Source organism: Pseudomonas sp. V98_8 (genome assembly GCF_029967975.1).
GTDB lineage: Bacteria > Pseudomonadota > Gammaproteobacteria > Pseudomonadales > Pseudomonadaceae > Aquipseudomonas > Aquipseudomonas umsongensis.
In genome coordinates, this window is the sequence record NZ_JASCAE010000005.1 from 1 (window position 1) to 24247 (window position 24247).

Below are 24247 nucleotides of genomic sequence, written 5' to 3' on the forward strand. Positions count from 1 at the left end.
GCTTGACGCTGTCGGCGGTGCTGGAAATGATGTTCGCGCCAGTGGCGATGGAACCGGTCAGCGACACCATGCGCACTTTCGGGTGGGTGACCAGCGGGCTGCCGACGGTGGGGCCGCGGCCGAAGACCAGGTTGAGCACGCCGGCCGGGAAAATCTCCGCCGCCAGTTGCGCTAGGCGCAATGCGGTCAACGGCGTCTGTTCCGAGGGCTTGAGCACCACGGTATTGCCGGCGGCCAGGGCCGGGGCGATTTTCCAGGCGACCATCATCAGCGGGTAGTTCCACGGCGCGATGGAGGCGATCACCCCGACCGGGTCGCGGCGGATCATCGAGGTGTGGCCGGGCAGGTATTCGCCGCCGGCCGAGCCGCTCATGCAACGGCTGGCGCCGGCGAAGAAACGGAACACGTCGGCAATCGCCGGGATCTCGTCGTTGAGCGCAGCGCTGTAGGGCTTGCCGCAGTTGTCCGATTCGAGCTTGGCCAGCTCTTCGCCGTGGGCCTCGATGGCGTCGGCGAGTTTGAGCAGCAGCAGCGAACGTTCCTTGGGCGGGGTCTGCGACCAGCTGTCGAAGGCGGCATCGGCGGCGCGTACGGCGGCATCGACCTGGGCCTCGCTGGCCTCGTTGATTTCCACCAGCACGCGACCCAGCGCCGGGTTGAACACCGGTTGGGCGGGGCCTTCGCCGGTGAGCAGTTGGCCGTTGATCAGGAGTTGGGTTTGCATGGCATCGTCCTCGTCAGAACTGTTGTTATTTCCCCTGAAGAAACCGATTCAAACTGTGGGAGCGGGCTTGCTCGCGAAGAGGCCATCACATTCAATATTGATGTTGGCTGATACACCGCTTTCGCGAGCAAGCCCGCTCCCACATTGGATTCGGTTCCTTCAATGGGAGCTGAGTTGTTATGGATTTATTTGCCGCCGCTCCCCGCCACGCTCTCGCCACCCCGGGTCAGGTAATAGGCACCGAGGATCGGCAGCATCGTCACCATCATCACCAGCATCGCCACGACGTTGGTCACCGGCACGTCCCGTGGGCGGCTGAGCTGGTTGAGCAGCCATAGCGGCAGGGTGCGTTCATGGCCGGCGGTGAAGGTGGTGACGATGATCTCGTCGAATGACAGCGCGAACGCCAACATGCCGCCGGCCAGCAACGCCGAGCCGAGGTTCGGCAGGATGATGTAGCGGAAGGTCTGCCAGCCATCGGCGCCGAGGTCCATCGAGGCTTCGATCAGGCTGTGGGAGGTACGGCGCAAGCGGGCGATGACGTTGTTGTAGACGATCACCACGCAGAAGGTCGCGTGGCCGACGATGATGGTGAACATCCCCGGCTCGATGCCCAGCGTCTTGAACGTCGCCAGCAATGCGATACCGGTGATGATCCCCGGCAGGGCAATCGGCAGGATCAGCATCAGCGAGATACCTTGCTTGCCGAAAAAGTCCCGTCGGTACAGCGCCGCCGACGCCAATGTGCCAAGCACCATGGCAATCAACGTGGCAATGGTCGCGATCTGCAGCGACAACTTGATCGCTTCCAGTACGTCGGGCCGTGAGAAGGCCACGCCGATCCACTTCAGGGTGAAGCCCTTGGGCGGGAAGCTGAACGCCGCGTCTTCGGTGTTGAAGGCATACAGGAAGATGATCAGGATCGGGAAGTGCAGGAACACCAGCCCGCCCCAGGCGGCGATACGCAAGCCCAGGGATGCTTTGTCAGAGTGCATCGAAGGCCCCCAGTCGTTTGACGATGGACAGGTAGATGGCGATCAGCACGATCGGCACCAGGGTGAAGGCTGCCGCCATTGGCATGTTGCCGATCGCACCTTGTTGGGCATACACCATGCTGCCGACGAAGTAGCCGGGTGGGCCGACCAGTTGTGGCACGATGAAATCGCCCAGGGTCAGGGAGAACGTGAAGATGGAACCTGCCGCAATACCCGGCACCGACAGCGGCAGGATCACCTGCATGAAAGTCTGGCGCGGCTTGGCGCCAAGGTCGGCGGACGCTTGCAGCAGTGAGGGTGGCAGGCGTTCCAGCGAGGCCTGGATCGGCAGGATCATGAAGGGCAGCCAGATGTAGACGAACACCATGAAGCGCCCCAGGTGCGAGGTCGACAAGGTACTGCCCCCGACCCCCGGGATGCCCAGTACAAACTGCAACAACGATTCCAGCCCCAGGTTCTGCACGAACCACTGTGCTACGCCGCCTTTGGCCAGCAGCAGCGTCCAGGCGTAGGCCTTGACGATGTAACTGGCCCACATCGGCATCATGACGGCGATGTAGAAAAATGCCTTGGTTTTACCCGTGGTGTAGCGCGCCATGTAGTAGGCAATCGGGAAGGCGACAATGGCGCTGGCGATGGACACGACAATCGCCATGCTCAGGGTGCGCAGGATGATGTCGAAGTTCGATGGCTGGAACAGCGCGGCGAAGTTCGCCAAGGTCAGGTCAGGGGTGACCGCCATGGTGAAGTCGTCGAAGGTGTAGAAACCTTGCCACAGCAACGTCAGCAACGAACCCAGGTAAATGGCACCGAACCACAGCAGCGGCGGCACCAGCAGCATCGACAGGTACAGGTTCGGCCGGCGGTACAGCAGGTTGGAAAACCTGCGCAACGCCGAGCCGCCCGACGAGGAATGAGGAACAGCCAGGGTGCTCATGTCACACCCCGCCTGTCAGGGTGTCGTGCAGCGGGATCATCGCTTCACGGGCCCAGCGTGCGCTCAGGCGTTGCCCGGTCTGGTGCTGGGCACTGGTGTCGAGCCATTGATTGTTGGCCTGGCTGATGTTCAAGGTCTGGCCGTTTTCCAACTTCAATTCGTAGCGGGTGGCGCTGCCCTGGTATTGGATATCGTGCAGCAGGCCGCTGACTTCGATCTCATGGCTGGCCAACGGGCCTTCGGCGAAGCGCACGTGTTCCGGGCGTATCGAGAACGGCTGGGGATTGCCGCTCAACTGCCGTGCCAGGTCGCCGCGAATCACATTGGAGGTGCCGACAAACTCGGCGACGAAGGTGGTCGAAGGCTTCATGTACAGGTTGCGCGGCGAATCGACCTGTTCAATGCGACCCTTGTTGAACACGGCGACGCGATCGGACATCGACAGCGCTTCGGTCTGGTCGTGGGTGACGAAGATGAAGGTGATGCCCAGCTGGCGTTGCAGCTTCTTCAATTCGCCTTGCATCTGCTCGCGCAGCTTGAGGTCCAGCGCGCCGAGCGGTTCGTCGAGCAGCAACACTCGTGGGCGATTGACCAGGGCACGGGCCAGGGCCACACGCTGGCGCTGGCCACCGGAAAGTTGCACCGGCTTGCGCTCGCCATAGCCGCCAAGGGCGACCATGTCGAGGGCTTCCTCGGCGCGTTTGAGGCGCTCGGCCTTTGGGACGCCTTTGACTTTCAAGCCGTAGGCGACGTTATCGCGAACGTTCATGTGGGGGAACAGCGCGTAATCCTGGAACACGGTGTTCACATCACGCTGGTAAGGCGGAAGGCCGGCGGCTTCCTCGCCATGAATACGAATGGAACCCGCGCTCGGTTGCTCAAAACCGGCGATCAGGCGCAGGCAGGTGGTTTTGCCTGAGCCGGAAGGCCCCAGCATGGAGAAAAACTCGCCGTCCTGGATGTCGATGGAAACCCGGTCAACGGCTTTCACTTCGCCGAACTGACGGGAAACGTTGGTGAACTGGACTGCAAGCGTCATGGTGCGGTGCTCCAAAAAGGCGCGCTTTCTAAAAAATCTGAATCGGTTGTGGCGTCGAAAAGATCGCAGCCTTCGGCAGCTCCTACAGGATTTGCAGAAGGCACCGAATCTGCGGTGCCTGCGGTCGCGGTAGGAGCTGCCGCAGGCTGCGATCTTTTGATCTTAAGAGGGCTTACCTGCCGCCCATGATCGCGATGTAGTCCTGGGTCCAGCGGCTGTACGGCACGAATTTACCGCCCTCGGCCTGCGGGGTTTTCCAGAAGGCGATCTTGTCGAAGTTGTCGAAGCCGTTGGTCTTGCAGCCTTCGGCGCCAAGCAGTTCGCTCTCTTTGCACGCCGCCGGTACCGCTGGCAACGAACCGAACCAGGCCGCCACGTCACCCTGGACTTTCGGTTGCAACGACCAGTCCATCCACTTGTAGGCACAGTTGGGGTGCTTGGCATCGGTGTGCATCATGGTGGTGTCGGCCCACCCGGTGGCGCCTTCCTTGGGGATGGTCGAGGCGATCGGTTGTTTCTCGTTGATCAGGCCGTTGACCTGATAGGGCCAGGCCCCGGACGCCACTACGCCCTCATTCTTGAAGTCACTCATCTGTACGGTGGTGTCGTGCCAGTAGCGGTGGATCAACGGCTGCTGGGCGCGCAACAGATCGAGCACGGCCTTGTATTGTGCTTCGGTCAGTTCGTAGGGGTTCTGGATGCCCAGTTCCGGCTTGGCGGATTTCAGGTACAGCGCCGCGTCGGCGATGTAGATCGGACCGTCATAGGCCTGCACGCGGCCCTTGTTCGGCTTGCCGTCCGGCAGGTCTTCGGCATTGAACAGCACGCCCCAGCTGTCGGGCGCGGTCTTGAAGACATTGGTGTTGTACATCAATACGTTCGGACCCCACTGGTACGGGGTACCGTAGGTCTGCTTGTTGACCACGTACCACGGCGCATCCTTCAGGCGCGGGTCGAGGTTCTTCCAGTTCGGGATCAACGCCGTGTTGATCGGCTGCACGCGTTTGCCGACGATCAGGCGCAGCGAGGCATCCCCCGACGCGGTCACCAGGTCATAACCACCCTTGGCCATCAGGCTGACCATCTCATCGGAGGTCGCAGCGGTTTTCACGTTGACCTTGCAGCCGGTTTCTTTCTCGAAACCGGTCACCCAGTCGTAGGCCTTGTCGCTTTCGCCACGTTCGATGTAGCCAGGCCACGCGACGATATCCAGCTGGCCTTCGCCGGCACCGACGGCCTTCAGTGGCTCGGCGGCGTGGACAAACACGCCACTGGCCAGCAGTAAGGGGGTGATGGCACTGAGCAGTGCGGTCTTGTGCACGAACATGGGATTTCCCTCTTCTTCAAATTATGGTCGGGGCAGTGGTGAACGTGGTGAAGCATGCCGTTAACGGCTTGTTATTAGCGTAGTCAGAGATGCTGCCCGTGGCGTGCCATGATGTGCCGCACCACGCTGTAGTCCTGAAGTGAATCGCTGGACAGGTCCTTGCCATAACCCGAACGCTTGAGCCCGCCGTGGGGCATCTCGCTGACCAGCATGAAATGGCTGTTGATCCAGGTGCAGCCATACTGCAACCGCGCGGCAACCTGCATCGCCTTGTCCAGGTTCTGCGTCCAGACCGACGAGGCCAGGCCGTATTCCGAGTCGTTGGCCCAGTCCACCGCCTGTTCCAGCTGATCGAATCGGGTCACGGTGACCACCGGCCCGAACACTTCGCGCTGGACGATTTCATCGCCTTGCTTGCAACCGGCGAGCAACGTCGGTTGGTAATAGAAGCCGGCGCCGGAATGCACCGCCGCACCGGTTACCCGTTCGATATGCGGCTGGCCGAGGGCGCGCTCGACGAAACTGGCCACGCGGTCGCGCTGGCGAGTGCTGATCAACGGGCCGATTTCGTTGTCGGCATCGCGTTTACCGGCGAAACGCAGGCTGCTGACCGCTGCGCCGAGTTCGGCCACCAGGCGATCGTGAATGCCGGCCTGGGCATACACCCGGCAAGCGGCGGTGCAGTCCTGGCCGGCGTTGTAATAGCCGTAGGTGCGCACGCCTTCGACCACCGCCTGGATATCGGCATCGTTGCAGACGATCACGGGCGCTTTGCCGCCCAGTTCGAGGTGCGTGCGCTTGAGGGTCTTTGCCGCGGCCTGGAGGATTTTCTGCCCGGTGACGATATCGCCGGTCAGCGACACCATGCGCACCTTCGGATGGCTGACCAGATGACTGCCGACGCCTTCGCCGCCACCGCAAACAATGTTGATCACGCCAGGCGGCAGGATCTCGGCCAGCGCCGGGGCCAACGCCAGGATCGACAGGGGCGTGTGTTCCGAGGGCTTGAACACCAGGGTATTGCCGGCGGCCAGGGCCGGGGCGATTTTCCACGCCGCCATCATGATCGGGTAATTCCACGGCGCGATGGACGCAACGACCCCGATAGGATCGCGCCGCACCATGCTGGTGTAGCCCGGCAGGTACTCGCCGCTGAGCTGGCCGGTCTGGCAGCGCACGGCTCCGGCGAAAAAGCGGAACACATCGACCGTGGCGCTCAAGTCGTCCTGGCGGGCCAGGTGCAACGGCTTGCCGCAGTTCATCGACTCGAGGCGGGCGAGCAGGTCGGCGTTTTTTTCGATGGCGTTGGCGATGTCCAGCAACAGGCTCGAGCGCTGCTGCGGCGTGGTCCGCGACCAGCCGGCGAAGGCGCGGTGCGCGGCGAGGATGGCGGCTTCGACTTGTTCGGTGCTGGCTTCGGCGATGTGCGTCAACACTTCGCCGGTGGCCGGGTTGAGAATCGCTTCGACACGGCCTTGCCCTGCGACTAATTCACCCTCGATCAACAATGCGGTGAACAACGGAGTCTGTGGGCCAGCCATTTTTCGGGTGCTCTTTTCTTGTGTGGCCATGTTGCTCCCTGTGACTGGGGCTGGCCGTCTTATATGGATGCATCAAGACTAGTGCGCAGACCCGAGGTCGACAAATTCTAAATACTGAAGGTGGCATTCGATTAAATAGATGGCTTGCGCCCGCCATGGGGCTGTTCGCGGGCGACAGTCAGGAACGGGTCCACCAGGGCCGGGCGCGCAGTGCCGCGACGCCAGGCCAGGCCGACATCGAGGGTCTGGCTCAGGTCGGCAATCGGCCGCGCTTCGATGATGTCGCCCTCCAGCGACCACGGGCGATACGTCATGTCGGGCTGGATCGAAACCCCCAGTCCGGCCGCCACCAGGCTACGCACCGCTTCGGTCGAGGCCGTGCGCAGGGTGATGCGTGGTTGCAGGGAGGCGGCTGTCCACATGCGCTGGGCATTGCGATCCATCTCATCGACGTTCAATTGAATCAGCGGCTCGCGGGCCACGTCGGCGAGGTTGATGCTGTCGTGTTCCAGCAGCGGATGCTGGGCCGGCAACCACAGTCGATGGGGTGAGTGGGTCAGCACTTCGGTCTGCAAGGCGTGACGGTCTTCAAGGTTGGAAAGGATCAGCACCCCGACATCGATCTCGCCGCTGACCAGCAAATGTTCGATGTAGGGGCGTTCGTCTTCCATTACGCGGATTTCGACGTTGGGGTAGGCGCGCTGGAAACGGGTGAGCAGGTCCGCCAGGTAGTAACCGGCCACCAGGCTGGTCACCCCGACGATCAATTGCCCGGCCACCTGGTCGGTGCTTTGTTGCAGGCTGCGCTTGGCATTGTCCACGGTGGCCAGGATCAAATGCGCCTGGCGCAGGAACTGATGCCCCTGATGGGTCAGGGTCATGCCCTTGGCGTGGCGGTTGAACAGGCCGACGCCGATCTCCTGCTCGAGCTGCTGGATCGCCAGGGTCAGGGTGGATTGGGAAATGAACGCGGTTTGCGCGGCGGCGGAGATCGAGCCGGTCTCGGCCACTGCAATGAAGTGCCGGATTTGACGCAGGGTCATCATGAGGCCGTACCAGGTAAGCGGTTTTTATAGATTTTAGGCAGTGTATATCTTTTTTTTCGATGGGCGTCCGGGCAGTAATTTGCGGCAAGCCACTGGCAGGAGCCTTTTCCCAGCAACATCTGGAAGCAAACCCACCGAAGTCGCCGGGCACTTTCGAATTAGGCTGATGGCCTTAGTGTCCGGTTAAACCTTTTGTGGAGGCGGAAAATGATCACCCGTGGATTGCTCGACCAACTGCTCAAGTCTGGCCAGGATCTGTTGCAAAAAAATACCGGTGCGGCGCAGAACAAGGGGGCGAGCAGTGGCATCGGCAGCTTGCTCTCCGGTGCCGGCGGCGGGGCTCTGGCCGCCGGGGCCATGGGCCTGCTGCTGGGTAACAAGAAGGCGCGCAAGGTCGGAGGCAAGGTCGCGATTTATGGCGGCCTCGCCGCATTGGGTGTGCTGGCCTACAAGGCCTACGGCAACTGGCAAGCCCAGCAGGGCACCGCCCCGAAGACCGAACCGCAAACCCTGGATCGCCTGCCAATGGCCCAAGCCGAGCAGCACAGCCAGGCGATTCTCAAGGCCCTGGTGGCCGCGGCCAAGGCAGACGGTCATATTGACGCGCGCGAACGCGAGCTGATCGAAGGTGAGTTCAGCAAGCTCGACAACGATCAGGAGCTGCAGCACTGGCTGCACGCGGAACTGAACAAACCACTGGATCCGGGCGATGTCGCCCGCGCCGCCAGCACCCCGGAAATGGCCGCCGAGATGTACATCGCCAGTGTGATGCTGGTGGATGAGGAGAGCTTCATGGAGAAGTCCTACCTCGATGAGCTGGCGCGGCAACTCAAGCTGGCGCCAGGGTTGAAGGCCGAACTGGAGAAGCAGGTGCGCCAGGCTTCGATGTAAGCCTTCAAAGATCGCAGCCTGCGGCAGCTCCTACAAGGGATCGGGGTGCACCTGTAGGAGCTGCCGCAGGCTGCGATCTTTTGACTATAAACCGACCACTTCGATTTTTTTTGCCAAGAGATGAGAAGTGGCGCAACCGTCTTATAAATGAAACAGCGCCCTCGGCTATACTCCCCGCATTTCAAAATGCCCCCGAGGATTGACTGTGAAGAACTGGACGTTGCGCCAACGCATTTTGGCGAGCTTTGCGGTAATTATCGCCATCATGCTGCTGATGGTGGTCGTCTCGTATTCGCGGTTGTTGAAGATCGAGACCAGCGAAGCGAGCGTTCGTGAGGATGCGTTGCCGGGCTTGTATTACAGCTCGATGGTTCGCGGCGCCTGGTCCGACAGTTACTTGCGGATGCTGGAGATGCTCGGGCTGGAGCAGGGGAAGGGCTTCACCGCCAAGGATGCGGCGGACTTCCAGAACTTCTCCGCGCGTCTGCAAGAGCAGATGGAGCTGTATCGCGAGACGGTCACGACCGATGAAGACAAGGTCGAGTATGCCGCGTTCGAAAAACTCCATGCCGAGTATCACCGCATCCTGCTTGCCGTTACCGAGCTGCATAAACGCAACCAGGACGCCGAAGCCATGAGGGTGTTCAACGAAGAGCTGACCCCCGCCTGGACCGCCGGCCGAATGAAGCTCAGTGATATTTTGCGCCATAACAAAGCGGTGGCAGACCAGGATGTGGCGGCCATCGACGATGCGGTACTCACCGCCAAGGGGATCATGGGCATTTCCCTGGTGCTGGCCGTGCTGGCCGCCGGCCTTTGCGGCCTGCTGTTGATGCGCGCCATCATGGCGCCGATGAATCGTATCGTGCAAATCCTCGAAATCATGCGCACGGGCGACCTGAGCTCGCGTCTCAATCTTGAGCGCAAGGATGAGTTCGGTGCCGTGGAAACCGGCTTCAACGACATGATGACCGAGCTGACCGCCCTGGTATCCCAGGCCCAGCGTTCTTCGGTGCAAGTGACCACATCGGTCACCGAGATCGCCGCGACGTCCAAGCAACAGCAGGCCACCGCCACCGAAACGGCCGCGACCACCACTGAAATCGGCGCGACCTCCCGGGAAATCGCCGCTACGTCTCGTGACCTGGTGCGCACCATGACCGAAGTGTCCACCGCCGCCGACCAGGCATCGGTGGCCGCCGGTTCCGGGCAACAGGGCCTGGCGCGCATGGAGGAGACCATGCATTCGGTGATGGGCGCGGCTGACCTGGTCAACGCCAAGCTGGCGATCCTCAACGAGAAGGCCGGCAACATTAACCAGGTGGTGGTGACCATCGTCAAGGTCGCCGATCAGACCAACCTGTTGTCGCTCAACGCGGCTATCGAAGCCGAGAAGGCCGGCGAATACGGTCGAGGTTTTGCCGTGGTTGCGACGGAAGTCCGGCGTCTGGCGGACCAGACTGCCGTTGCCACCTACGACATCGAACAGATGGTGCGCGAGATTCAATCGGCGGTATCGGCCGGTGTGATGGGCATGGACAAATTCTCCGAGGAAGTGCGCCGCGGCATGTTCGAGGTGCAGCAGGTGGGCGAGCAGTTGTCGCAGATCATCCATCAGGTCCAGGCGCTGGCGCCGCGGGTGTTGATGGTCAATGAAGGCATGCAGGCCCAGGCCACCGGCGCCGAGCAGATCAACCACGCGCTGGTGCAATTGGGTGATGCCAGCAGCCAGACCGTCGAATCCCTGCGCCAGGCCAGTTTCGCCATCGACGAGCTGAGCCAGGTGGCGGTAGGGCTGCGTAGCGGCGTCTCGCGATTCAAAGTCTGATGAGCGAGCTGACGGCCAAGCGCTCTGCCGTGAAACAGGCGGCGCACGCGTTATTCCTGGTGTTTCGCATCGGTCACGAGCGGTATGCCTTGCAGGCGATCGAGGTGGCGGAAGTGCTGCCGCGCCTGCCATTGAAGCCGATTGCCCAGGCGCCGCACTGGGTCGCCGGGGTATTGGCCTATCGCGGCGCGGTGGTGCCGGTCATCGACCTCAGTGCATTGACCTTCGGTACGCCCGCGCAGGCGCGTACCAGCACGCGCCTGGTGCTGGTGCATTACCGGCCGGATGCAACCGCCCAGGCGCAATTGCTCGGTCTGATTCTGGAACGGGCCACCGACACCGTGCGTTGCAACCCGGCGCAATTTCAGCCCTATGGCCTGGACAATCCGCAGGCGCCATACCTGGGGCCCGTGCGTGAAGATGCCCAGGGTTTGTTGCAATGGGTGCGGGTGGCCGACCTGCTGGACGATCAGGTGCGTGCGCTGTTGTACCCGACGCCACCCCTGGACCCGGCATTGCTGGAGCAGTGGCAATGAGCAGCGACCAGCGGTTTTTCGATTTTCTCAAGGAGCGTATCGGCCTCGACGTGACGTCGGTCGGCCCGGCGATCATCGAGCGTGCGGTACGCCAGCGCAGTGCCGCGTCCCAAGCGCAGACCGCCGACGAATATTGGCGCACCTTGCAGTGTTCAAGCGACGAGCAGCAGGCGTTGATCGAAGCGGTGATCGTCCCTGAAACCTGGTTTTTCCGTTACCCGGAATCTTTCACCACCTTGGCGAAACTGGCGACCAGGCGCCTGGCCGAGCTCAACAACATGCGCGCCCTGCGGATTCTCAGCCTGCCATGCTCCACCGGCGAAGAGCCTTATTCCATTGCCATGGCGCTGCTGGATGCCGGGTTCAAGCCGCACCAGTTCAAGGTCGATGGCATGGACGTCAGCCCGTTGTCGGTGGAAAAAGCCCGACGAGCGCTATACGGCAAGAATTCGTTTCGCGGTCAGGATATTGCGTTCCGTGACCGCCATTTCATCCCCGAAAATGATGGCTATCGACTCAGCGCCCGGGTGCTGGAGCAAGTGCGCCTGCAGGTCGGCAATCTGCTCGATCCGACCTTGCTCGCCAACGAGCCACCCTATGACTTCGTGTTCTGCCGCAATCTGCTGATCTACTTCGATCTGCCCACACAGAAACAGGTTTTCGAGGTACTCAAGCGCTTGACCCATATTGATGGGGTACTGTTTATCGGCCCGGCGGAGGGCAGCCTGCTGGGGCGCCTGGGCATGCGTTCGATTGGTATCCCACAATCCTTTGCCTTCAGCCGCCATAGCGCTCCGGAGCCCGAGCCTCTGCCGGCATTCGTACCCACACCGTTGCCGGTGCCGCAAACCGTGCGCAGGGTGGCGCCGGTACCGACTCAACGGCGCCCGTTCGCCAGCGTCAAGCAGGTATCGCACCCAATCGCTCCAAGCACATCCGACGCCGCCGCGCTGCTGGCGAACGTCGCCGCGCTGGCCAACGAAGGCAAAAGCGCCGAAGCCCGTGCCGCTTGTGATAACTATCTACGCCACCACGAACCGGTGGCCCAGGTGTTTTATTGGCTGGGGCTGCTCAGCGATGTCGCCGGCAGCGTCCTCGAAGCCCAGGGCTTTTATCGCAAGGCGTTGTACCTCGACCCGCAACATGCCGACGCATTGATGCACTTGGCTGCCTTGCTGCAATCCCAGGGTGATACCGCGGGAGCCAGACGATTGCAGGATCGCGCCGCCCGCAGCGAGCGCGCCGCCGACAGTGAGCGTAAACGATGATCGCCTCCGACTCCTTGAACGTCACCCATGAAGATGCCCAGTCCATCGACGACTGCTGGAATCGCATTGGTATTCACGGCGACAAGTCCTGCCCGCTGCTGAGCGAACACGTTCACTGCCGTAATTGCGCCGTGTATTCGGCGGCCGCCACGCGCCTGCTGGATCGCTACGCGTTGCAGCAGGAGGAACGCGCGTCAGCGTCCACTGCCGTCGAAAGCGAGGTGAAGACCCGTTCGCTGCTGATGTTCCGCCTCGGCGAAGAATGGCTGGCGCTGGCCACTCGCAGCCTGGTCGAAGTGGCGCCGTTGCAAACCATTCATTCATTGCCCCATCAACGCTCCCGGGCCTTGCTAGGGGTGGCGAATGTACGGGGTGCGTTGGTGGCGTGCCTCTCCCTGGTCGAGTTGCTGGGGCTCGATAGCACCAGCAGCCTGACCAGTGGCGCGCGAGTCGTGCCGCGCATGCTGATCATCGCCGCCCACGGCGGTCCCGTGGTGGTGCCGGTAGACGAAGTGGACGGGATTCATGCCATCGACGAACGCATCCTTGAAGCGGCGTCCCGCTCTGGCGCGCAGGCCAGTGCCAAGTACACCCGTGGCGTGATGCAATTCAAAGGTCGCAGCCTGCGCTGGCTGGATGAAGATCAGCTGATGTCCGCCGTGACCCGGAGCCTCACATGACCCCCGAGCAAATGCGCGACTCTTCGTTGCTGGAGCTGTTCAGCCTGGAGGCCGAGGCCCAGACCCAGGTGCTGAGCACAGGATTGTTGGCGCTGGAACGTGATCCGACCCAGGCTGATCATCTCGAATCGTGCATGCGTGCGGCCCATTCGCTAAAAGGCGCGGCCCGGATCGTCGGCGTCGATGCTGGCGTCAGCGTTGCCCATGTCATGGAAGATTGCCTGGTCAGTGCCCAGGAAGGGCGCTTGTACCTGCGCCCGGAACACATTGATGCGTTGCTGCAAGGCACCGACCTGCTGATGCGCATTGCGACACCGAACAATGCGCCGGGCGCTGCGGACATCGATGCATATGTCGCATTGATGGGGCGCCTGCTCGATCCGATGGCTGCTGCGATCGCGAGCATGGCCCCCGCCTCGCCGGTGATGGCCGAACTGCAAGTTGAAGCGCCCGCACCCGCGATCGAAGAGCCGGCGGTGCCCGTCGAATCGCTGGCGGTATCGCCCAAGCTGGCCAGGCGTACCACCGAAAACGGCGAGCGCGTACTGCGCGTCACTGCCGAGCGCTTGAACAGCCTGCTCGATCTGTCGAGTAAATCCCTGGTGGAAACCCTGCGGCTCAAACCGCACCTGGCCACCATGCAGCGGCTCAAGCGCATGCAGAGCAACAGTCAGCGGGCGCTGGAAAATCTGAACGTCCATCTCAAGGAGCAAGTCCTGAGCCTCGAAGCCCGGGAAGCCCTTGACGATGCACGCCGGCTCCTGGCGGAGTCCCAGCAATTGCTGGTGGAAAAAAACGCCGAACTGGATGAGTTTGCCTGGCAGGCCAGCCAGCGCGCGCAGGTGTTGTACGACACCGCGCTGGCTTGTCGCATGCGGCCGTTCGCCGATGTCTTGACGGGGCAGGTGCGGATGGTCCGCGACCTCGGTCGTAGCCTCGGCAAGCAAGTGCGGCTGGAGATCGAGGGCGAAAAGACCCAGGTCGATCGCGACGTCCTGGAAAAACTCGAAGCGCCACTGACTCACTTGCTGCGCAATGCCGTCGATCACGGTATCGAAAGTCCGGAACAAAGGCTGTTGGCGGGTAAGCCGGCAGAGGGCCTGATTCGTCTGCGCGCGTCCCATCAGGCCGGATTGCTGGTGCTGCAGCTGAGCGATGACGGTAACGGGGTCGATCTGGAAAAGGTCCGTCGCAGCATCGTCGAACGCCAGTTATCCCCGGCCGATACCGCCGCGCAATTGAGTGAAGAGGAACTGCTGACCTTCCTTTTCCTGCCCGGCTTCAGTCTGCGCGACACTGTCACCGAAGTCTCCGGGCGCGGCGTTGGCCTGGATGCGGTGCAGCACATGGTTCGCCAGTTGCGCGGTGCGGTGGTGCTGGAGCAGACGGCGGGCGAGGGCAGTCGTTTCCATCTCGAGGTGCCCCTGACCCTGTCCGTGGTGCGCAGCCTGGTGGTGGAAGTCGGTGAAGAGGCTTATGCATTCCCGCTGGCGCACATTGAACGCATGTGTGATCTGGAACCGGCGGATATCGTTCAGGTCGAGGGCCGCCAGCATTTCTGGCATGAAGGCCGGCATGTCGGCCTCGTCGCGGCCAGTCAGTTGTTGCAGCGTCCGGCCAGTCAAGGTAGCCAGCAAACCCTGAAAGTCGTGGTGATCCGTGAGCGTGATGCGATTTATGGCATTGCGGTAGAGCGCTTTATCGGCGAGCGGACATTGGTTGTATTGCCCCTGGATGAGCGCCTCGGCAAGGTCCAGGATATCTCCGCCGGCGCTCTGCTCGACGACGGTTCGGTGGTGTTGATCGTCGATGTCGAGGACATGCTGCGTTCGGTGGACAAGTTGCTCAACACCGGGCGTCTGGAGCGCATTGCGCGCCACAGCAACCAGGTCGTCGCAGCGGCCCGCAAGCGAGTCCTGGTCGTCGATGACTCCCTGACCGTGCGTGAGCTGCAGCGCAAACTGTTGCTCAATCGAGGTTATGACGTGGCCGTGGCGGTCGACGGCATGGATGGCTGGAATGCCTTGCGTTCCGAAGATTTCGACCTGCTGATCACCGACATCGACATGCCGCGCATGGACGGCATCGAGCTGGTGTCGTTGTTGCGCCGGGACAATCGTCTGCAATCGCTGCCGGTGATGGTGGTGTCCTACAAGGATCGTGAAGAAGACCGTCGTCGTGGACTGGACGCCGGGGCCGACTATTATCTAGCCAAAGCCAGTTTTCACGACGATGCCCTGCTCGATGCAGTGGTTGAGCTCATAGGAGGAGCACGGGCATGAAGATCGCAATCGTCAATGACATGCCAATGGCCGTGGAAGCCTTGCGCCGGGCGTTGGCTTTCGAGCCGGCCCACCAGGTGATCTGGGTGGCGGGCAATGGCCGCGAGGCGGTGCAAAAGTGTGCCGAACAGACGCCAGACCTGATCCTGATGGATTTGATCATGCCGGTGATGGACGGAGTGGAGGCCACCCGGCGCATCATGGCTGAAACGCCCTGCGCGATCGTCATCGTCACTGTCGATCGCCAGCAGAACGTGCATCGGGTGTTCGAGGCCATGGGCCATGGCGCCCTGGATGTGGTCGACACGCCGGCCCTCGGCGCGGGCAATGCCCAGGAAGCGGCGGCACCGCTGCTACGCAAGATCATGAATATCAGCTGGCTGATCGGCGACAAGGGCAATCGGGAACGATCGGCACCGAATCCGACGCGCAGTTCGGGCCCACGCCAGAGCCTGATCGCCATCGGTTCATCCGCTGGCGGGCCGGCGGCTTTGGAACTCCTGCTCAAGGGATTGCCACGGGATTTTTCCCCGGCCATCGTATTGGTCCAACACGTTGACCAGGTATTTGCCGCTGGCATGGCCGAATGGCTCGGCAGCGCCAGCGGCCTGAACGTGCGCCTGGCCCAGGAGGGCGAACCGCCGCAAAGCGGCACCGTGCTGCTGGCGGGCACCAACCACCATATTCGTTTGTTGAAAAACGGCAAGCTGGCCTACACGGCCGAACCGGTCAACGAGATCTACCGGCCCTCTATCGATGTGTTTTTCGAGAGCGTGGCCAGTTACTGGAATGGCGATGCGGTTGGCGTTTTGTTGACCGGCATGGGGCGTGATGGGGCGCAAGGGCTTAAACTCATGCGCCAGCATGGCTACCTGACCATCGCACAGGATCAACAAAGCAGTGCGGTGTACGGTATGCCGAAGGCGGCTGCCGCCATCGATGCCGCCGTGGAAATACGCCCGCTGGAACAGATAGCGCCGCGATTGCTGGAGATATTCCCCAAGTGACCCTTTCAACCGCATTCCTGGCCCAAGTAGTATTCAGGTGAACGCACATGAATGATTTACAGCTCGACGACTTCAAGACTGACGAAAATGCCGCCATGGTGCTGTTGGTGGACGATCAGGCGATGATCGGCGAGGCCGTACGACGCGGTTTGTCGAACGAAGAAAACATCGACTTCCACTTTTGCGCCGACCCGCACCAGGCCATCGCCCATGCCGTGCGCATCAAGCCGACGGTGATCCTGCAGGACCTGGTCATGCCCGGCCTCGATGGCCTGAGCCTGGTGCGCGAATACCGCAACCACCCGGCGACCAGGGACATTCCGATCATCGTCCTGTCGACCAAGGAAGACCCGCTGATCAAGAGCGCGGCATTCGCGGCCGGGGCCAATGACTATCTGGTCAAGCTGCCGGACAACATCGAGCTGGTGGCGCGCATTCGCTATCACTCGCGCTCCTACATGACGCTGCTGCAGCGTGATGCGGCCTACCGCGCCTTGCGGGTCAGCCAGCAACAGTTGCTCGACACCAACCTGGTGCTGCAACGCCTGATGAACTCCGACGGCCTGACCGGGCTGTCGAACCGTCGGCATTTCGATGAATACCTGGAACTCGAATGGCGCCGCTCGCTGCGTGAGCAGAGCCAATTGTCGTTGCTGATGATCGATGTGGACTATTTCAAGACCTACAACGACACCTTCGGTCACCTGGAAGGCGACGAAGCCTTGCGCCAGGTCGCCGCGGCGATCCGCGACGCCAGCTCCCGGCCTTCCGACCTCCCGGCCCGCTATGGCGGCGAAGAATTCGCCCTGGTACTGCCCAACACCTCGCAGGGCGGCGCGCGGCTGGTGGCGGAAAAACTGCGCATGACCGTGGCCGCGCTGAAGATCCCGCATATAGCCCCGACCGAAGGATCGAGCCTGACCATCAGCATCGGCCTGTCGACCATGATCCCGACATCTGGCAGCAATTGTCGTGAATTGATCTCGGCGGCGGACAAGGGGCTGTACCAGGCGAAGAACAACGGGCGTAATCAGGTGGGGATTGCGTAGGCAGGCCTTTTCGGCCAAGCGGACTGCCGTTTCCGGCCGTTTGCCGGTATACTCGCCGGCTTTCAAAAGTTCGCCAACGAGTGCTGCCCGCCATGGAAATCAACCCGATCCTTAACACCATCAAGGACCTGTCCGAGCGCTCCGAAACTATTCGGGGGTATCTTTGACTACGATCAAAAGCATGAGCGCCTGACCGAGGTCAATCGCGAGCTTGAAGATCCGAGTGTCTGGAACAAACCTGAATACGCCCAGGAACTGGGCCGCGAGCGCGCTGCGCTGGCGCAGATCGTCGATACCCTCGACGAACTGAACACGGGTCTGGCCGATTGCCGCGACCTGCTGGACATGGCTGTCGAAGAAAACGACGAAGGCGCAGTGGGCGATGTCGTCGCCGAGCTGGCCCGTCTTGAGGAAAACCTCGCCAAGCTTGAATTCCGCCGCATGTTCAGCCATGAAATGGACCCGAACAACGCCTACCTGGATATCCAGGCCGGCTCCGGTGGCACCGAGGCCCAGGACTGGGCCAACATCCTGCTGCGCATGTACCTGCGCTGGGCTGACAAACGCGGTTTCGACGCCACCATCATGGAACTGTCGGCCGGTGAAGTCGCGGGCATCAAGGGCGCGACCGTGCACATCAAGGGTGAATACGCCTTTGGCTGGCTGCGTACCGAGATCGGCGTACATCGCCTGGTTCGCAAGAGCCCGTTCGACTCCGGCAACCGTCGCCACACTTCGTTCTCGGCGGTTTTCGTCTCGCCAGAGATCGATGACAAGGTGGAAATCGAGATCAACCCGGCGGACCTGCGGATCGACACCTATCGTTCCTCCGGTGCCGGTGGCCAGCACGTAAACACCACCGACTCGGCCGTACGTATCACCCACGTACCGACCAATACCGTGGTCAGCTGCCAGAACGAACGTTCCCAGCATGCCAACAAGGACACCGCCATGAAAATGCTGCGGGCCAAGTTGTATGAGCAGGAAATGCAGAAACGCAACGCCGCGTCCCAGGCGCTGGAAGACACCAAGTCGGATATCGGCTGGGGTCACCAGATCCGTTCTTATGTGCTCGATGCGTCGCGGATCAAGGATCTACGTACCAACATCGAACGCAGCGACTGCGACAAGGTGCTCGACGGCGATATCGACGAATACCTGGAAGCCAGCCTGAAATCAGGGCTGTAAGACATGCAATACGGGATCGGTCCCGATCCCTGTAGGAGCCGGCTTGCTGGCGATCCCCGGGCCGCAGGCCCGGGGGCAACGAACCTGTGATGGAATATTTAAAGACATGAGCGACCTAGAACTCGACCCGCAAGCCCTGCAACAGGAAGAAAACTCCCTGATCGCCCTGCGCAAGGAAAAGCTTGCTGCCGAGCGCGCCAAGGGCAATGCCTTCCCCAACGACTTCCGCCGCGAAAACTACTGCAATGACTTGCAGAAACAGTACGCGGACAAGACCAAGGAAGAGCTGGCAGAGGCTGCAATCCCGGTCAAGGTTGCCGGTCGCATCATGCTCAACCGTGGCTCGTTCATGGTGATCCAGGACATGACTGGTCGCATCCAGGTCTACGTCAACCGCAAGACCCTGTCCGAAGACACCTTGGCCGCGGTGAAAACCTGGGACATGGGCGACATCATTGCTGCCGAAGGCACCCTGGCCCGTTCCGGCAAAGGTGACCTGTACGTTGAAATGACCAACGTGCGCCTGCTGACCAAATCCCTGCGCCCGCTGCCGGACAAGCACCACGGCCTGACCGACACCGAACAGCGCTATCGCCAGCGTTACGTTGACCTGATCGTCAACGAAGACGTGCGCCAGACGTTCCGCGTACGTTCGCAAGTGATCGCGCACATTCGCAGCTTCCTGATGAAGCGCGACTTCCTCGAAGTCGAAACGCCGATGCTGCAGACCATTCCAGGTGGCGCCGCGGCCAAGCCGTTCGAAACCCACCACAACGCGCTGGACATGGAAATGTTCCTGCGTATCGCGCCAGAGCTGTACCTCAAGCGTCTGGTGGTTGGTGGCTTCGAAAAAGTGTTCGAGATCAACCGCAACTTCCGTAACGAAGGCGTTTCGACTCGTCACAACCCTGAATTCACCATGTTGGAGTTCTACCAGGCCTACGCCGACTACGAAGACAACATGGACCTGACCGAAGAACTGTTCCGTGAGCTGGCACAGCTGGTCCTGGGCAGCACCGACGTGCCGTACGGCGACAAGGTGTTCCACTTCGGCGAGCCGTTCGTGCGCCTGTCGGTGTTCGACTCGATCCTCAAGTACAACCCTGAGTTGACCGCCGATGACCTGAACGACATCGACAAGGCTCGCGCCATCGCCAAGAAGGCCGGCGCCAAGGTGCTGGGCTTCGAAGGCCTGGGCAAGCTGCAGGTGATGATTTTCGAAGAGCTGGTCGAGCACAAGCTGGAGCAGCCGCACTTCATTACCCAGTACCCGTTCGAAGTGTCGCCGCTGGCTCGCCGCAACGACGAGAACCCGAATGTCACCGACCGCTTCGAGCTGTTCATCGGTGGTCGTGAAATCGCCAACGCCTACTCCGAGTTGAACGACGCGGAAGACCAGGCCGAGCGTTTCATGGCCCAGGTGGCCGACAAGGACGCTGGCGACGACGAAGCCATGCACTACGACGCCGACTTCGTGCGCGCGCTGGAGTACGGCATGCCACCGACGGCCGGTGAAGGCATCGGCATCGACCGCCTGGTGATGTTGTTGACCAACTCCCCGTCGATCCGCGACGTGATCCTGTTCCCGCACATGCGGCCACAGGCGTAAGTGTTTCAATAAAAAAGCCGCCTCTTCAGGCGGCTTTTTATTGCCTGTCTGGTACAAACGTATCAACTTGTTAGTTTCATCTGAGAGGAAAGACCTGTCGTGAATCGTGCAATGGCTCAAGAAGGTGCAGCGGGTATCGCCACTGCGGTTGCTGAAAGTGTTCAGTACCAGGGCCGCAAGGCCAGCCGGCAGGGCAGCGAGCAACGTCGACAGGACATTCTCGATGCCGCGATGCGCATTGTCGTGCGCGATGGCGTACGGGCCGTAAGGCATCGTGCGGTGGCTGCCGAGGCGCAAGTGCCGTTATCGGCAACCACTTACTACTTCAAGGATATCGATGACCTGCTCACCGATACCTTCGCCCAGTATGTGGAGCGCAGCGCGGCCTACATGGCCAAGCTGTGGGTGAACAACGAGGGCCTGCTGCGCGACATGATCGCCAGTGGCGATGGCAGTGCGCAGGCTCGATCAAAGTTGGCGGACGACATTGCGCGGTTGATGACCGACTATGTCCACCGGCAACTGATCACCCGCCGTGAGCACTTGATGGCCGAGCAGGCGTTCCGCCAGGAAGCGCTGCTGAACCCGCGCCTGGCCCAGTTGGTGCGCTCCCATCAGCAAATCCTGTTGCAGGGCTCCTGCCAGCTTTTCCAGGTGCTGGGCTCTCGCGAACCACAACAGGACGCCAAAGTGTTGACGGCGATAATCGGACGGATGGAATATCAGGGCCTGCTCAACGACGCCGAACCGGATGCCGAAGAGGAGATGCTCGGCATACTGACGCGTTATATGCATTTGGTGTTGGCTTCGGTTTAATCCGCTGGGGTGTACGCTTAACCCCTATGGGAGCGGGCTTGCCCGCGAAGACGGTGTGTCAGTCGATATCAATGTTGAATGTTGTACCGCTTTCGCGAGCAAGCCCGCTCCCACCTTGGGATGGAGCTCGTTCCAAATAGGGAGTATTGAATGAAAGCTTGGCGCGCCGTAGTGATCGCCTTGTCGTTCCTGCTGCTCAGCGGCTGCCTGGTGACTTTCAAGGAGCCGCTGCCCACGAGCGAGCCCGCGCCAAAGGGGTTACTGGGAAAATGGACCAGTACCAACGCCTGGGGTGAACCGCTGAATCTGGAGTTGACGCGCATCGGCGACAATCGCTATCAGGCGGTCAGCTACTTCAAGGCCAGGCCCAAGGAACGCGAAGCCTATCCATTTACCCTGTCTCACCACGGTAGCCGCTGGTATCTCTCGGCGAAAGTGCCGGCCCGGTTCGGCGGGCATTTCACGATTGCCGGCCTCGAACTCACCGACAAGCGTGAACTGGTGGTGTACAACCTCGACCTCGAGCAAATCAAGCAGGCGCTTGGGCAGAAAATTCTCAGTGGCGAAGGCTTCCAGACCGACGACGGCGAGGGTGTGTTGATCGACAGCAAGATGGACCAGGTATCGGCCTACCTCGACGATCCCGCCAACTCCGATGTATTCGTCGAAGCGGTCCGCTACCAGCGCCAGGCCAAGGCCCAATAACCAACAGGTTTCAACAGGAGTTCCGGGTGGACGATTACCAGCAGTCGATACGCATTTTGTCCGATCGCATTGTGCTGGCACAGACGCCGATTCGTGTCCTCGATGCGGTGAAATGGGACGACAACATCCGCAAGGGCTTCCTCAAGGCCAAGGGCAAGGAAATGCCCGCGGTGGACCGTGATTACTATCTCAACCGTCCGTTGGCCTTCGATTCCAGCAAGGTCAAGCTGGAATTCCAGAACATCGAGCGCGACATCACCCGTCAACTCGGCCAGTTCAACCCGGTCGGGCAAATCATGCGCCGCATGTGCAAGGAATACCGGATGGTGGTGCGCATGCTAGAAGCGCGTGGCACCGAGGATTTCGGCCTGATTTCCCAGGAGTTGTATGGCGCTGCCTCGGACGCCTTTCATGCTGGCGACCCGACCCTGTCCGACCTGGGCATGATGTTGTCCGAGTACCTGAACAACATCGACGGTCGTGGCGACCTCAAGGATGAACCGAAGACGCTGACGGCCAAGGAAGCGGTCGACCTGTTGCAACATCGCTTGAACAAAGTATTTGGCGAAGCCGAGGAAACCATCCGCGTGTTCGAGTCTGACGGCATCGTCGCCGATGCGGCGGCCGGCGCTGACTACATCAAGATCCGCTCCGATGCGATGTTCAATCAGCGCGATGTGCGCGCCCTGGAGGTCCACGAAGGGCTGGTGCATGTCGGTACCACCCTCAACGGTTTGAACCAGCCGATCTGTACCTTCCTGTCCAAGGGGCCGCCCTCGTCGACGGTGACCCAGGAAGGCCTGGCGATCCTGATGGAAATCATCACCTTTGCCTCCTACCCGAGCCGCCTGCGCAAACTGACCAACCGCACGCGGGCCATTCACATGGTCGAGGAGGGCGCGGATTTCCTGCAGGTGTTCGAGTTCTTCCGCGAACAAGGCTTCGAGATGCCCGAGAGCTACAGCAACGCCAGTCGCGTTTTCCGCGGCTCGGTGCCGACAGGTCTGCCATTCACCAAAGACTTGTCCTACCTCAAGGGCTTCATCATGATTTACAACTACATTCAACTGGCCGTGCGTAAAGGCAAGCTGGAGCAGATACCGCTGTTGTTCTGCGGCAAGACTACCCTGGAAGACATGCGCACCTTGCGCCTGCTGGTGGATGAAGGCCTGGTGGTGCCGCCCAAGTACCTGCCTGAACAGTTTCGCGACATGAACGCGTTGTCGGCGTGGATGTGTTTCTCCAACTTCCTCAATCACCTGAGCCTGGACCGGATCGAGGCGGATTACTCCAACATTCTTTAGGAAGACGCGGACCAAATGTGGGAGCGGGCTTGCTCGCGAATACGGTCTAACATTCAACATTTCTGTTGTCTGACACACCGCTTTCGCGAGCAAGCCCGCTCCCACATGTGAATTACGTTCCACCTCATTTTTTCGCGAGGTTTCACCGGATGAGAATCCTCGGCATCTTCTGCCTTCTCCTGGCCCTGAGCGGTTGCAGCTCGCTGCTGTTCTACCCCGAGCCAGGCCAGTTGTTCACCCCGGAAAAAGCCAAGCTCGAATACCGCGATGTCACCCTGACTACCGCCGACGGCCTCAAGCTGCACGGCTGGTGGCTGCCGGCAAAAAAAGGTGTCGAGGTCAAAGGCACTGTTCTGCACCTGCACGGCAACGGTGGCAACCTGCCCATGCACCTGGGCGGGAGCTGGTGGCTGCCTAAAGAGGGTTACCAGGTGTTGCTGGTGGACTATCGCGGTTACGGCTTGTCCGAGGGCGAACCGAGCTTGCCGGCGATCTATCAGGACATCGACGCCGCGTTCAAGTGGCTCGACCAGGCCCCGGAGGTCAAGGGCAAGCCGCTGATCGTGCTGGGACAGAGCCTTGGCGGTTCGATGGCGGTTCACTACCTCGTGCAACACCCCGAGCGGCAAAAACAACTGAAGGCGGTTGTGCTCGATGGTGTGCCTGCCAGTTACCGCAGTGTCGGTCGTTATGCGCTGAGCAATTCATGGGTGTTCTGGGCGTTCCAGGTGCCGCTGTCCTGGCTGGTGCCTGATGGCGACAGTGCGATCAATTCCATGGCGCAGCTCAATGGCGTGCCGAAACTGATCTATCACAGCATCGACGATCCGCTCGTGCCTCTTTCCAACGGCATCCGTCTGTATCAAGCTGCGCCGCCGCCCAGGGTGCTGCAACTGACCCGTGGCGGTCACGTGCAGACATTCGCCGACCCGGTCTGGCGCAAGGTCATGTTGCGTTATCTCGATGATCCGCAGCATTTCAACGGCCTGCGCCGCTTGGGCGAAATCCCCAATTACCCGGCACCCGAACATTCTGAAAATGAACCACCAGAGAGCCCGCAATGAGTGAAGAACGTAACGCCATCCCGCTGATCATCACCGGTATCTGCAGCATCCTCGGCACCGTCGCGGCCTTGTGGTGGTACGGCTACCTGCACTTCGCCAAGCCAGAGGATGCGTTGCTGCTCAACGATTTCACCATGCTCAAGACCGTGCCGGGCGAAGATTACAAAGTCTCCCTGGAGCCGGCGGCGCAAGTGGCGCAGTGCATCGATGGTGTGTTGGTGTTGTTCGACACCGAGCAGAAAGGCCTGACCGGCGTGCTGGTCAACAACAAGAAGAAGGCGGTGCGCTGCATGGGGCAGGAAACGCCGCAGAAGCTGGAACAGTAGGCGCTGCCGAAGGCTGCGATCTTTTGATCTTGAAAACTAAAAGCCCCGCCTGATCAGATCAGGCGGGGCTTTTAGATTATTGCAT

At 61.1% G+C, this 24247-nt stretch carries 22 protein-coding genes; 15 read left to right on the forward strand and 7 right to left on the reverse strand.

Features of this window, described 5'->3' with window-relative positions; genetic code table 11:
- From QLG10_RS04765 to QLG10_RS04795, 7 genes are all read right to left on the reverse strand, one after another.
- On the reverse strand, positions 1–724 hold a 724-nt coding region (locus tag QLG10_RS04765), incomplete at its 3' end, for an aldehyde dehydrogenase family protein (RefSeq protein ID WP_282485822.1).
- Between the two features lie 185 nt (positions 725–909).
- Positions 910–1719: an ABC transporter permease gene (locus QLG10_RS04770; protein WP_110748595.1), complete on the reverse strand. Its 810-nt coding sequence runs from the start codon at positions 1717–1719 to the stop codon at positions 910–912.
- Complete coding sequence (locus QLG10_RS04775) at positions 1709–2656, reverse strand: ABC transporter permease (protein ID WP_110748598.1); 948 nt, start codon at positions 2654–2656, stop codon at positions 1709–1711. The genes QLG10_RS04770 and QLG10_RS04775 overlap by 11 nt, the downstream gene beginning before the upstream one ends.
- Position 2657: 1 nt before the next feature.
- Entirely contained in the window at positions 2658–3695 is a 1038-nt protein-coding gene (locus QLG10_RS04780; RefSeq protein ID WP_110748601.1) for an ABC transporter ATP-binding protein, read from the reverse strand.
- Between the two features lie 172 nt (positions 3696–3867).
- Positions 3868–5022 carry a putative ABC transporter substrate-binding protein YdcS gene (ydcS, locus tag QLG10_RS04785; RefSeq protein WP_110748603.1) on the reverse strand — a complete coding sequence of 385 codons (1155 nt, stop codon included), beginning with the start codon at positions 5020–5022 and terminating at the stop codon, positions 3868–3870.
- Between the two features lie 83 nt (positions 5023–5105).
- On the reverse strand, positions 5106–6563 hold the full coding sequence (locus tag QLG10_RS04790; RefSeq protein WP_110748606.1) for a gamma-aminobutyraldehyde dehydrogenase: 1458 nt from the start codon (positions 6561–6563) through the stop codon (positions 5106–5108).
- A 131-nt stretch (positions 6564–6694) separates the two neighbouring features.
- Positions 6695–7609: a LysR family transcriptional regulator gene (locus QLG10_RS04795; RefSeq protein ID WP_020799666.1), complete on the reverse strand. Its 915-nt coding sequence runs from the start codon at positions 7607–7609 to the stop codon at positions 6695–6697.
- A gap of 207 nt (positions 7610–7816) precedes the next feature.
- On the opposite strand from QLG10_RS04795, the gene QLG10_RS04800 reads away from it, so the two are divergent.
- The 15 genes from QLG10_RS04800 to QLG10_RS04870 all read left to right on the forward strand — a co-directional run bounded on the left by QLG10_RS04800 (position 7817) and on the right by QLG10_RS04870 (position 24162).
- The gene (locus tag QLG10_RS04800; protein WP_282485826.1) at positions 7817–8500 is read left to right on the forward strand and encodes a tellurite resistance TerB family protein; all 684 of its coding nucleotides are present in this window, start codon (positions 7817–7819) and stop codon (positions 8498–8500) included.
- Positions 8501–8705: 205 nt separating this feature from the next.
- Positions 8706–10328, forward strand: a complete 1623-nt coding sequence (locus tag QLG10_RS04805; protein ID WP_188265480.1) for a methyl-accepting chemotaxis protein — start codon at positions 8706–8708, stop codon at positions 10326–10328.
- Positions 10328–10864: a chemotaxis protein CheW gene (locus QLG10_RS04810; protein WP_110748614.1), complete on the forward strand. Its 537-nt coding sequence runs from the start codon at positions 10328–10330 to the stop codon at positions 10862–10864. Before QLG10_RS04805 ends, QLG10_RS04810 begins: the two co-directional genes overlap by 1 nt.
- The gene (locus QLG10_RS04815; protein ID WP_188265481.1) at positions 10861–12132 is read left to right on the forward strand and encodes a CheR family methyltransferase; all 1272 of its coding nucleotides are present in this window, start codon (positions 10861–10863) and stop codon (positions 12130–12132) included. The genes QLG10_RS04810 and QLG10_RS04815 overlap by 4 nt, the downstream gene beginning before the upstream one ends.
- A complete protein-coding gene (locus tag QLG10_RS04820; protein WP_282485835.1) occupies positions 12129–12812 on the forward strand; it encodes a chemotaxis protein CheW in 684 nt (227 codons plus the stop codon). The genes QLG10_RS04815 and QLG10_RS04820 overlap by 4 nt, the downstream gene beginning before the upstream one ends.
- Complete coding sequence (locus tag QLG10_RS04825) at positions 12809–15094, forward strand: hybrid sensor histidine kinase/response regulator (RefSeq protein ID WP_110748623.1); 2286 nt, start codon at positions 12809–12811, stop codon at positions 15092–15094. Before QLG10_RS04820 ends, QLG10_RS04825 begins: the two co-directional genes overlap by 4 nt.
- Positions 15091–16101, forward strand: a complete 1011-nt coding sequence (locus QLG10_RS04830) for a chemotaxis response regulator protein-glutamate methylesterase (protein WP_110748626.1) — start codon at positions 15091–15093, stop codon at positions 16099–16101. The genes QLG10_RS04825 and QLG10_RS04830 overlap by 4 nt, the downstream gene beginning before the upstream one ends.
- Before the next feature lie 47 nt (positions 16102–16148).
- Complete coding sequence (locus tag QLG10_RS04835) at positions 16149–17150, forward strand: PleD family two-component system response regulator (RefSeq protein ID WP_282485838.1); 1002 nt, start codon at positions 16149–16151, stop codon at positions 17148–17150.
- A 92-nt stretch (positions 17151–17242) separates the two neighbouring features.
- Positions 17243–18338, forward strand: a protein-coding gene (gene prfB / locus QLG10_RS04840) for a peptide chain release factor 2 (RefSeq protein WP_098465888.1) whose coding sequence is annotated in 2 segments (ribosomal slippage) — positions 17243–17314 and positions 17316–18338 — 1095 coding nt in all. Because the reading frame shifts where the segments join, the coding sequence is not laid out codon by codon here.
- 106 nt (positions 18339–18444) lie between these two features.
- A complete protein-coding gene (gene lysS / locus QLG10_RS04845; RefSeq protein WP_033043263.1) occupies positions 18445–19947 on the forward strand; it encodes a lysine--tRNA ligase in 1503 nt (500 codons plus the stop codon).
- A gap of 99 nt (positions 19948–20046) precedes the next feature.
- Positions 20047–20763: a TetR family transcriptional regulator gene (locus tag QLG10_RS04850; RefSeq protein WP_177411577.1), complete on the forward strand. Its 717-nt coding sequence runs from the start codon at positions 20047–20049 to the stop codon at positions 20761–20763.
- 150 nt (positions 20764–20913) lie between these two features.
- A complete protein-coding gene (locus tag QLG10_RS04855; protein WP_110748635.1) occupies positions 20914–21468 on the forward strand; it encodes a hypothetical protein in 555 nt (184 codons plus the stop codon).
- Between the two features lie 26 nt (positions 21469–21494).
- Positions 21495–22772 carry a flavohemoglobin expression-modulating QEGLA motif protein gene (locus tag QLG10_RS04860; protein WP_020799652.1) on the forward strand — a complete coding sequence of 426 codons (1278 nt, stop codon included), beginning with the start codon at positions 21495–21497 and terminating at the stop codon, positions 22770–22772.
- Positions 22773–22921: 149 nt separating this feature from the next.
- A complete protein-coding gene (locus tag QLG10_RS04865) occupies positions 22922–23836 on the forward strand; it encodes an alpha/beta hydrolase (protein ID WP_110748638.1) in 915 nt (304 codons plus the stop codon).
- The gene (locus QLG10_RS04870) at positions 23833–24162 is read left to right on the forward strand and encodes a hypothetical protein (RefSeq protein WP_110748640.1); all 330 of its coding nucleotides are present in this window, start codon (positions 23833–23835) and stop codon (positions 24160–24162) included. The genes QLG10_RS04865 and QLG10_RS04870 overlap by 4 nt, the downstream gene beginning before the upstream one ends.
- The last annotated feature ends 85 nt before the right edge of the window (positions 24163–24247 follow it).

What these genes read in the sequence shown, in the direction of transcription:
- lysS (WP_033043263.1), top strand. Translation starts at nt 18,445, where the DNA reads ATGAGCGACCTAGAACTCGACCCGCAAGCCCTGCAACAGGAAGAAAAC.
- QLG10_RS04815 (WP_188265481.1), top strand. Translation starts at nt 10,861, where the DNA reads ATGAGCAGCGACCAGCGGTTTTTCGATTTTCTCAAGGAGCGTATCGGC.
- QLG10_RS04770 (WP_110748595.1), bottom strand. Translation starts at nt 1,719, where the DNA reads ATGCACTCTGACAAAGCATCCCTGGGCTTGCGTATCGCCGCCTGGGGC.
- QLG10_RS04855 (WP_110748635.1), top strand. Translation starts at nt 20,914, where the DNA reads ATGAAAGCTTGGCGCGCCGTAGTGATCGCCTTGTCGTTCCTGCTGCTC.
- QLG10_RS04775 (WP_110748598.1), bottom strand. Translation starts at nt 2,656, where the DNA reads ATGAGCACCCTGGCTGTTCCTCATTCCTCGTCGGGCGGCTCGGCGTTG.
- QLG10_RS04865 (WP_110748638.1), top strand. Translation starts at nt 22,922, where the DNA reads ATGAGAATCCTCGGCATCTTCTGCCTTCTCCTGGCCCTGAGCGGTTGC.
- QLG10_RS04835 (WP_282485838.1), top strand. Translation starts at nt 16,149, where the DNA reads ATGAATGATTTACAGCTCGACGACTTCAAGACTGACGAAAATGCCGCC.
- QLG10_RS04800 (WP_282485826.1), top strand. Translation starts at nt 7,817, where the DNA reads ATGATCACCCGTGGATTGCTCGACCAACTGCTCAAGTCTGGCCAGGAT.
- QLG10_RS04830 (WP_110748626.1), top strand. Translation starts at nt 15,091, where the DNA reads ATGAAGATCGCAATCGTCAATGACATGCCAATGGCCGTGGAAGCCTTG.
- QLG10_RS04870 (WP_110748640.1), top strand. Translation starts at nt 23,833, where the DNA reads ATGAGTGAAGAACGTAACGCCATCCCGCTGATCATCACCGGTATCTGC.
- QLG10_RS04795 (WP_020799666.1), bottom strand. Translation starts at nt 7,609, where the DNA reads ATGATGACCCTGCGTCAAATCCGGCACTTCATTGCAGTGGCCGAGACC.
- QLG10_RS04820 (WP_282485835.1), top strand. Translation starts at nt 12,129, where the DNA reads ATGATCGCCTCCGACTCCTTGAACGTCACCCATGAAGATGCCCAGTCC.
- QLG10_RS04790 (WP_110748606.1), bottom strand. Translation starts at nt 6,563, where the DNA reads ATGGCTGGCCCACAGACTCCGTTGTTCACCGCATTGTTGATCGAGGGT.
- ydcS (WP_110748603.1), bottom strand. Translation starts at nt 5,022, where the DNA reads ATGTTCGTGCACAAGACCGCACTGCTCAGTGCCATCACCCCCTTACTG.
- QLG10_RS04780 (WP_110748601.1), bottom strand. Translation starts at nt 3,695, where the DNA reads ATGACGCTTGCAGTCCAGTTCACCAACGTTTCCCGTCAGTTCGGCGAA.
- QLG10_RS04810 (WP_110748614.1), top strand. Translation starts at nt 10,328, where the DNA reads ATGAGCGAGCTGACGGCCAAGCGCTCTGCCGTGAAACAGGCGGCGCAC.
- QLG10_RS04825 (WP_110748623.1), top strand. Translation starts at nt 12,809, where the DNA reads ATGACCCCCGAGCAAATGCGCGACTCTTCGTTGCTGGAGCTGTTCAGC.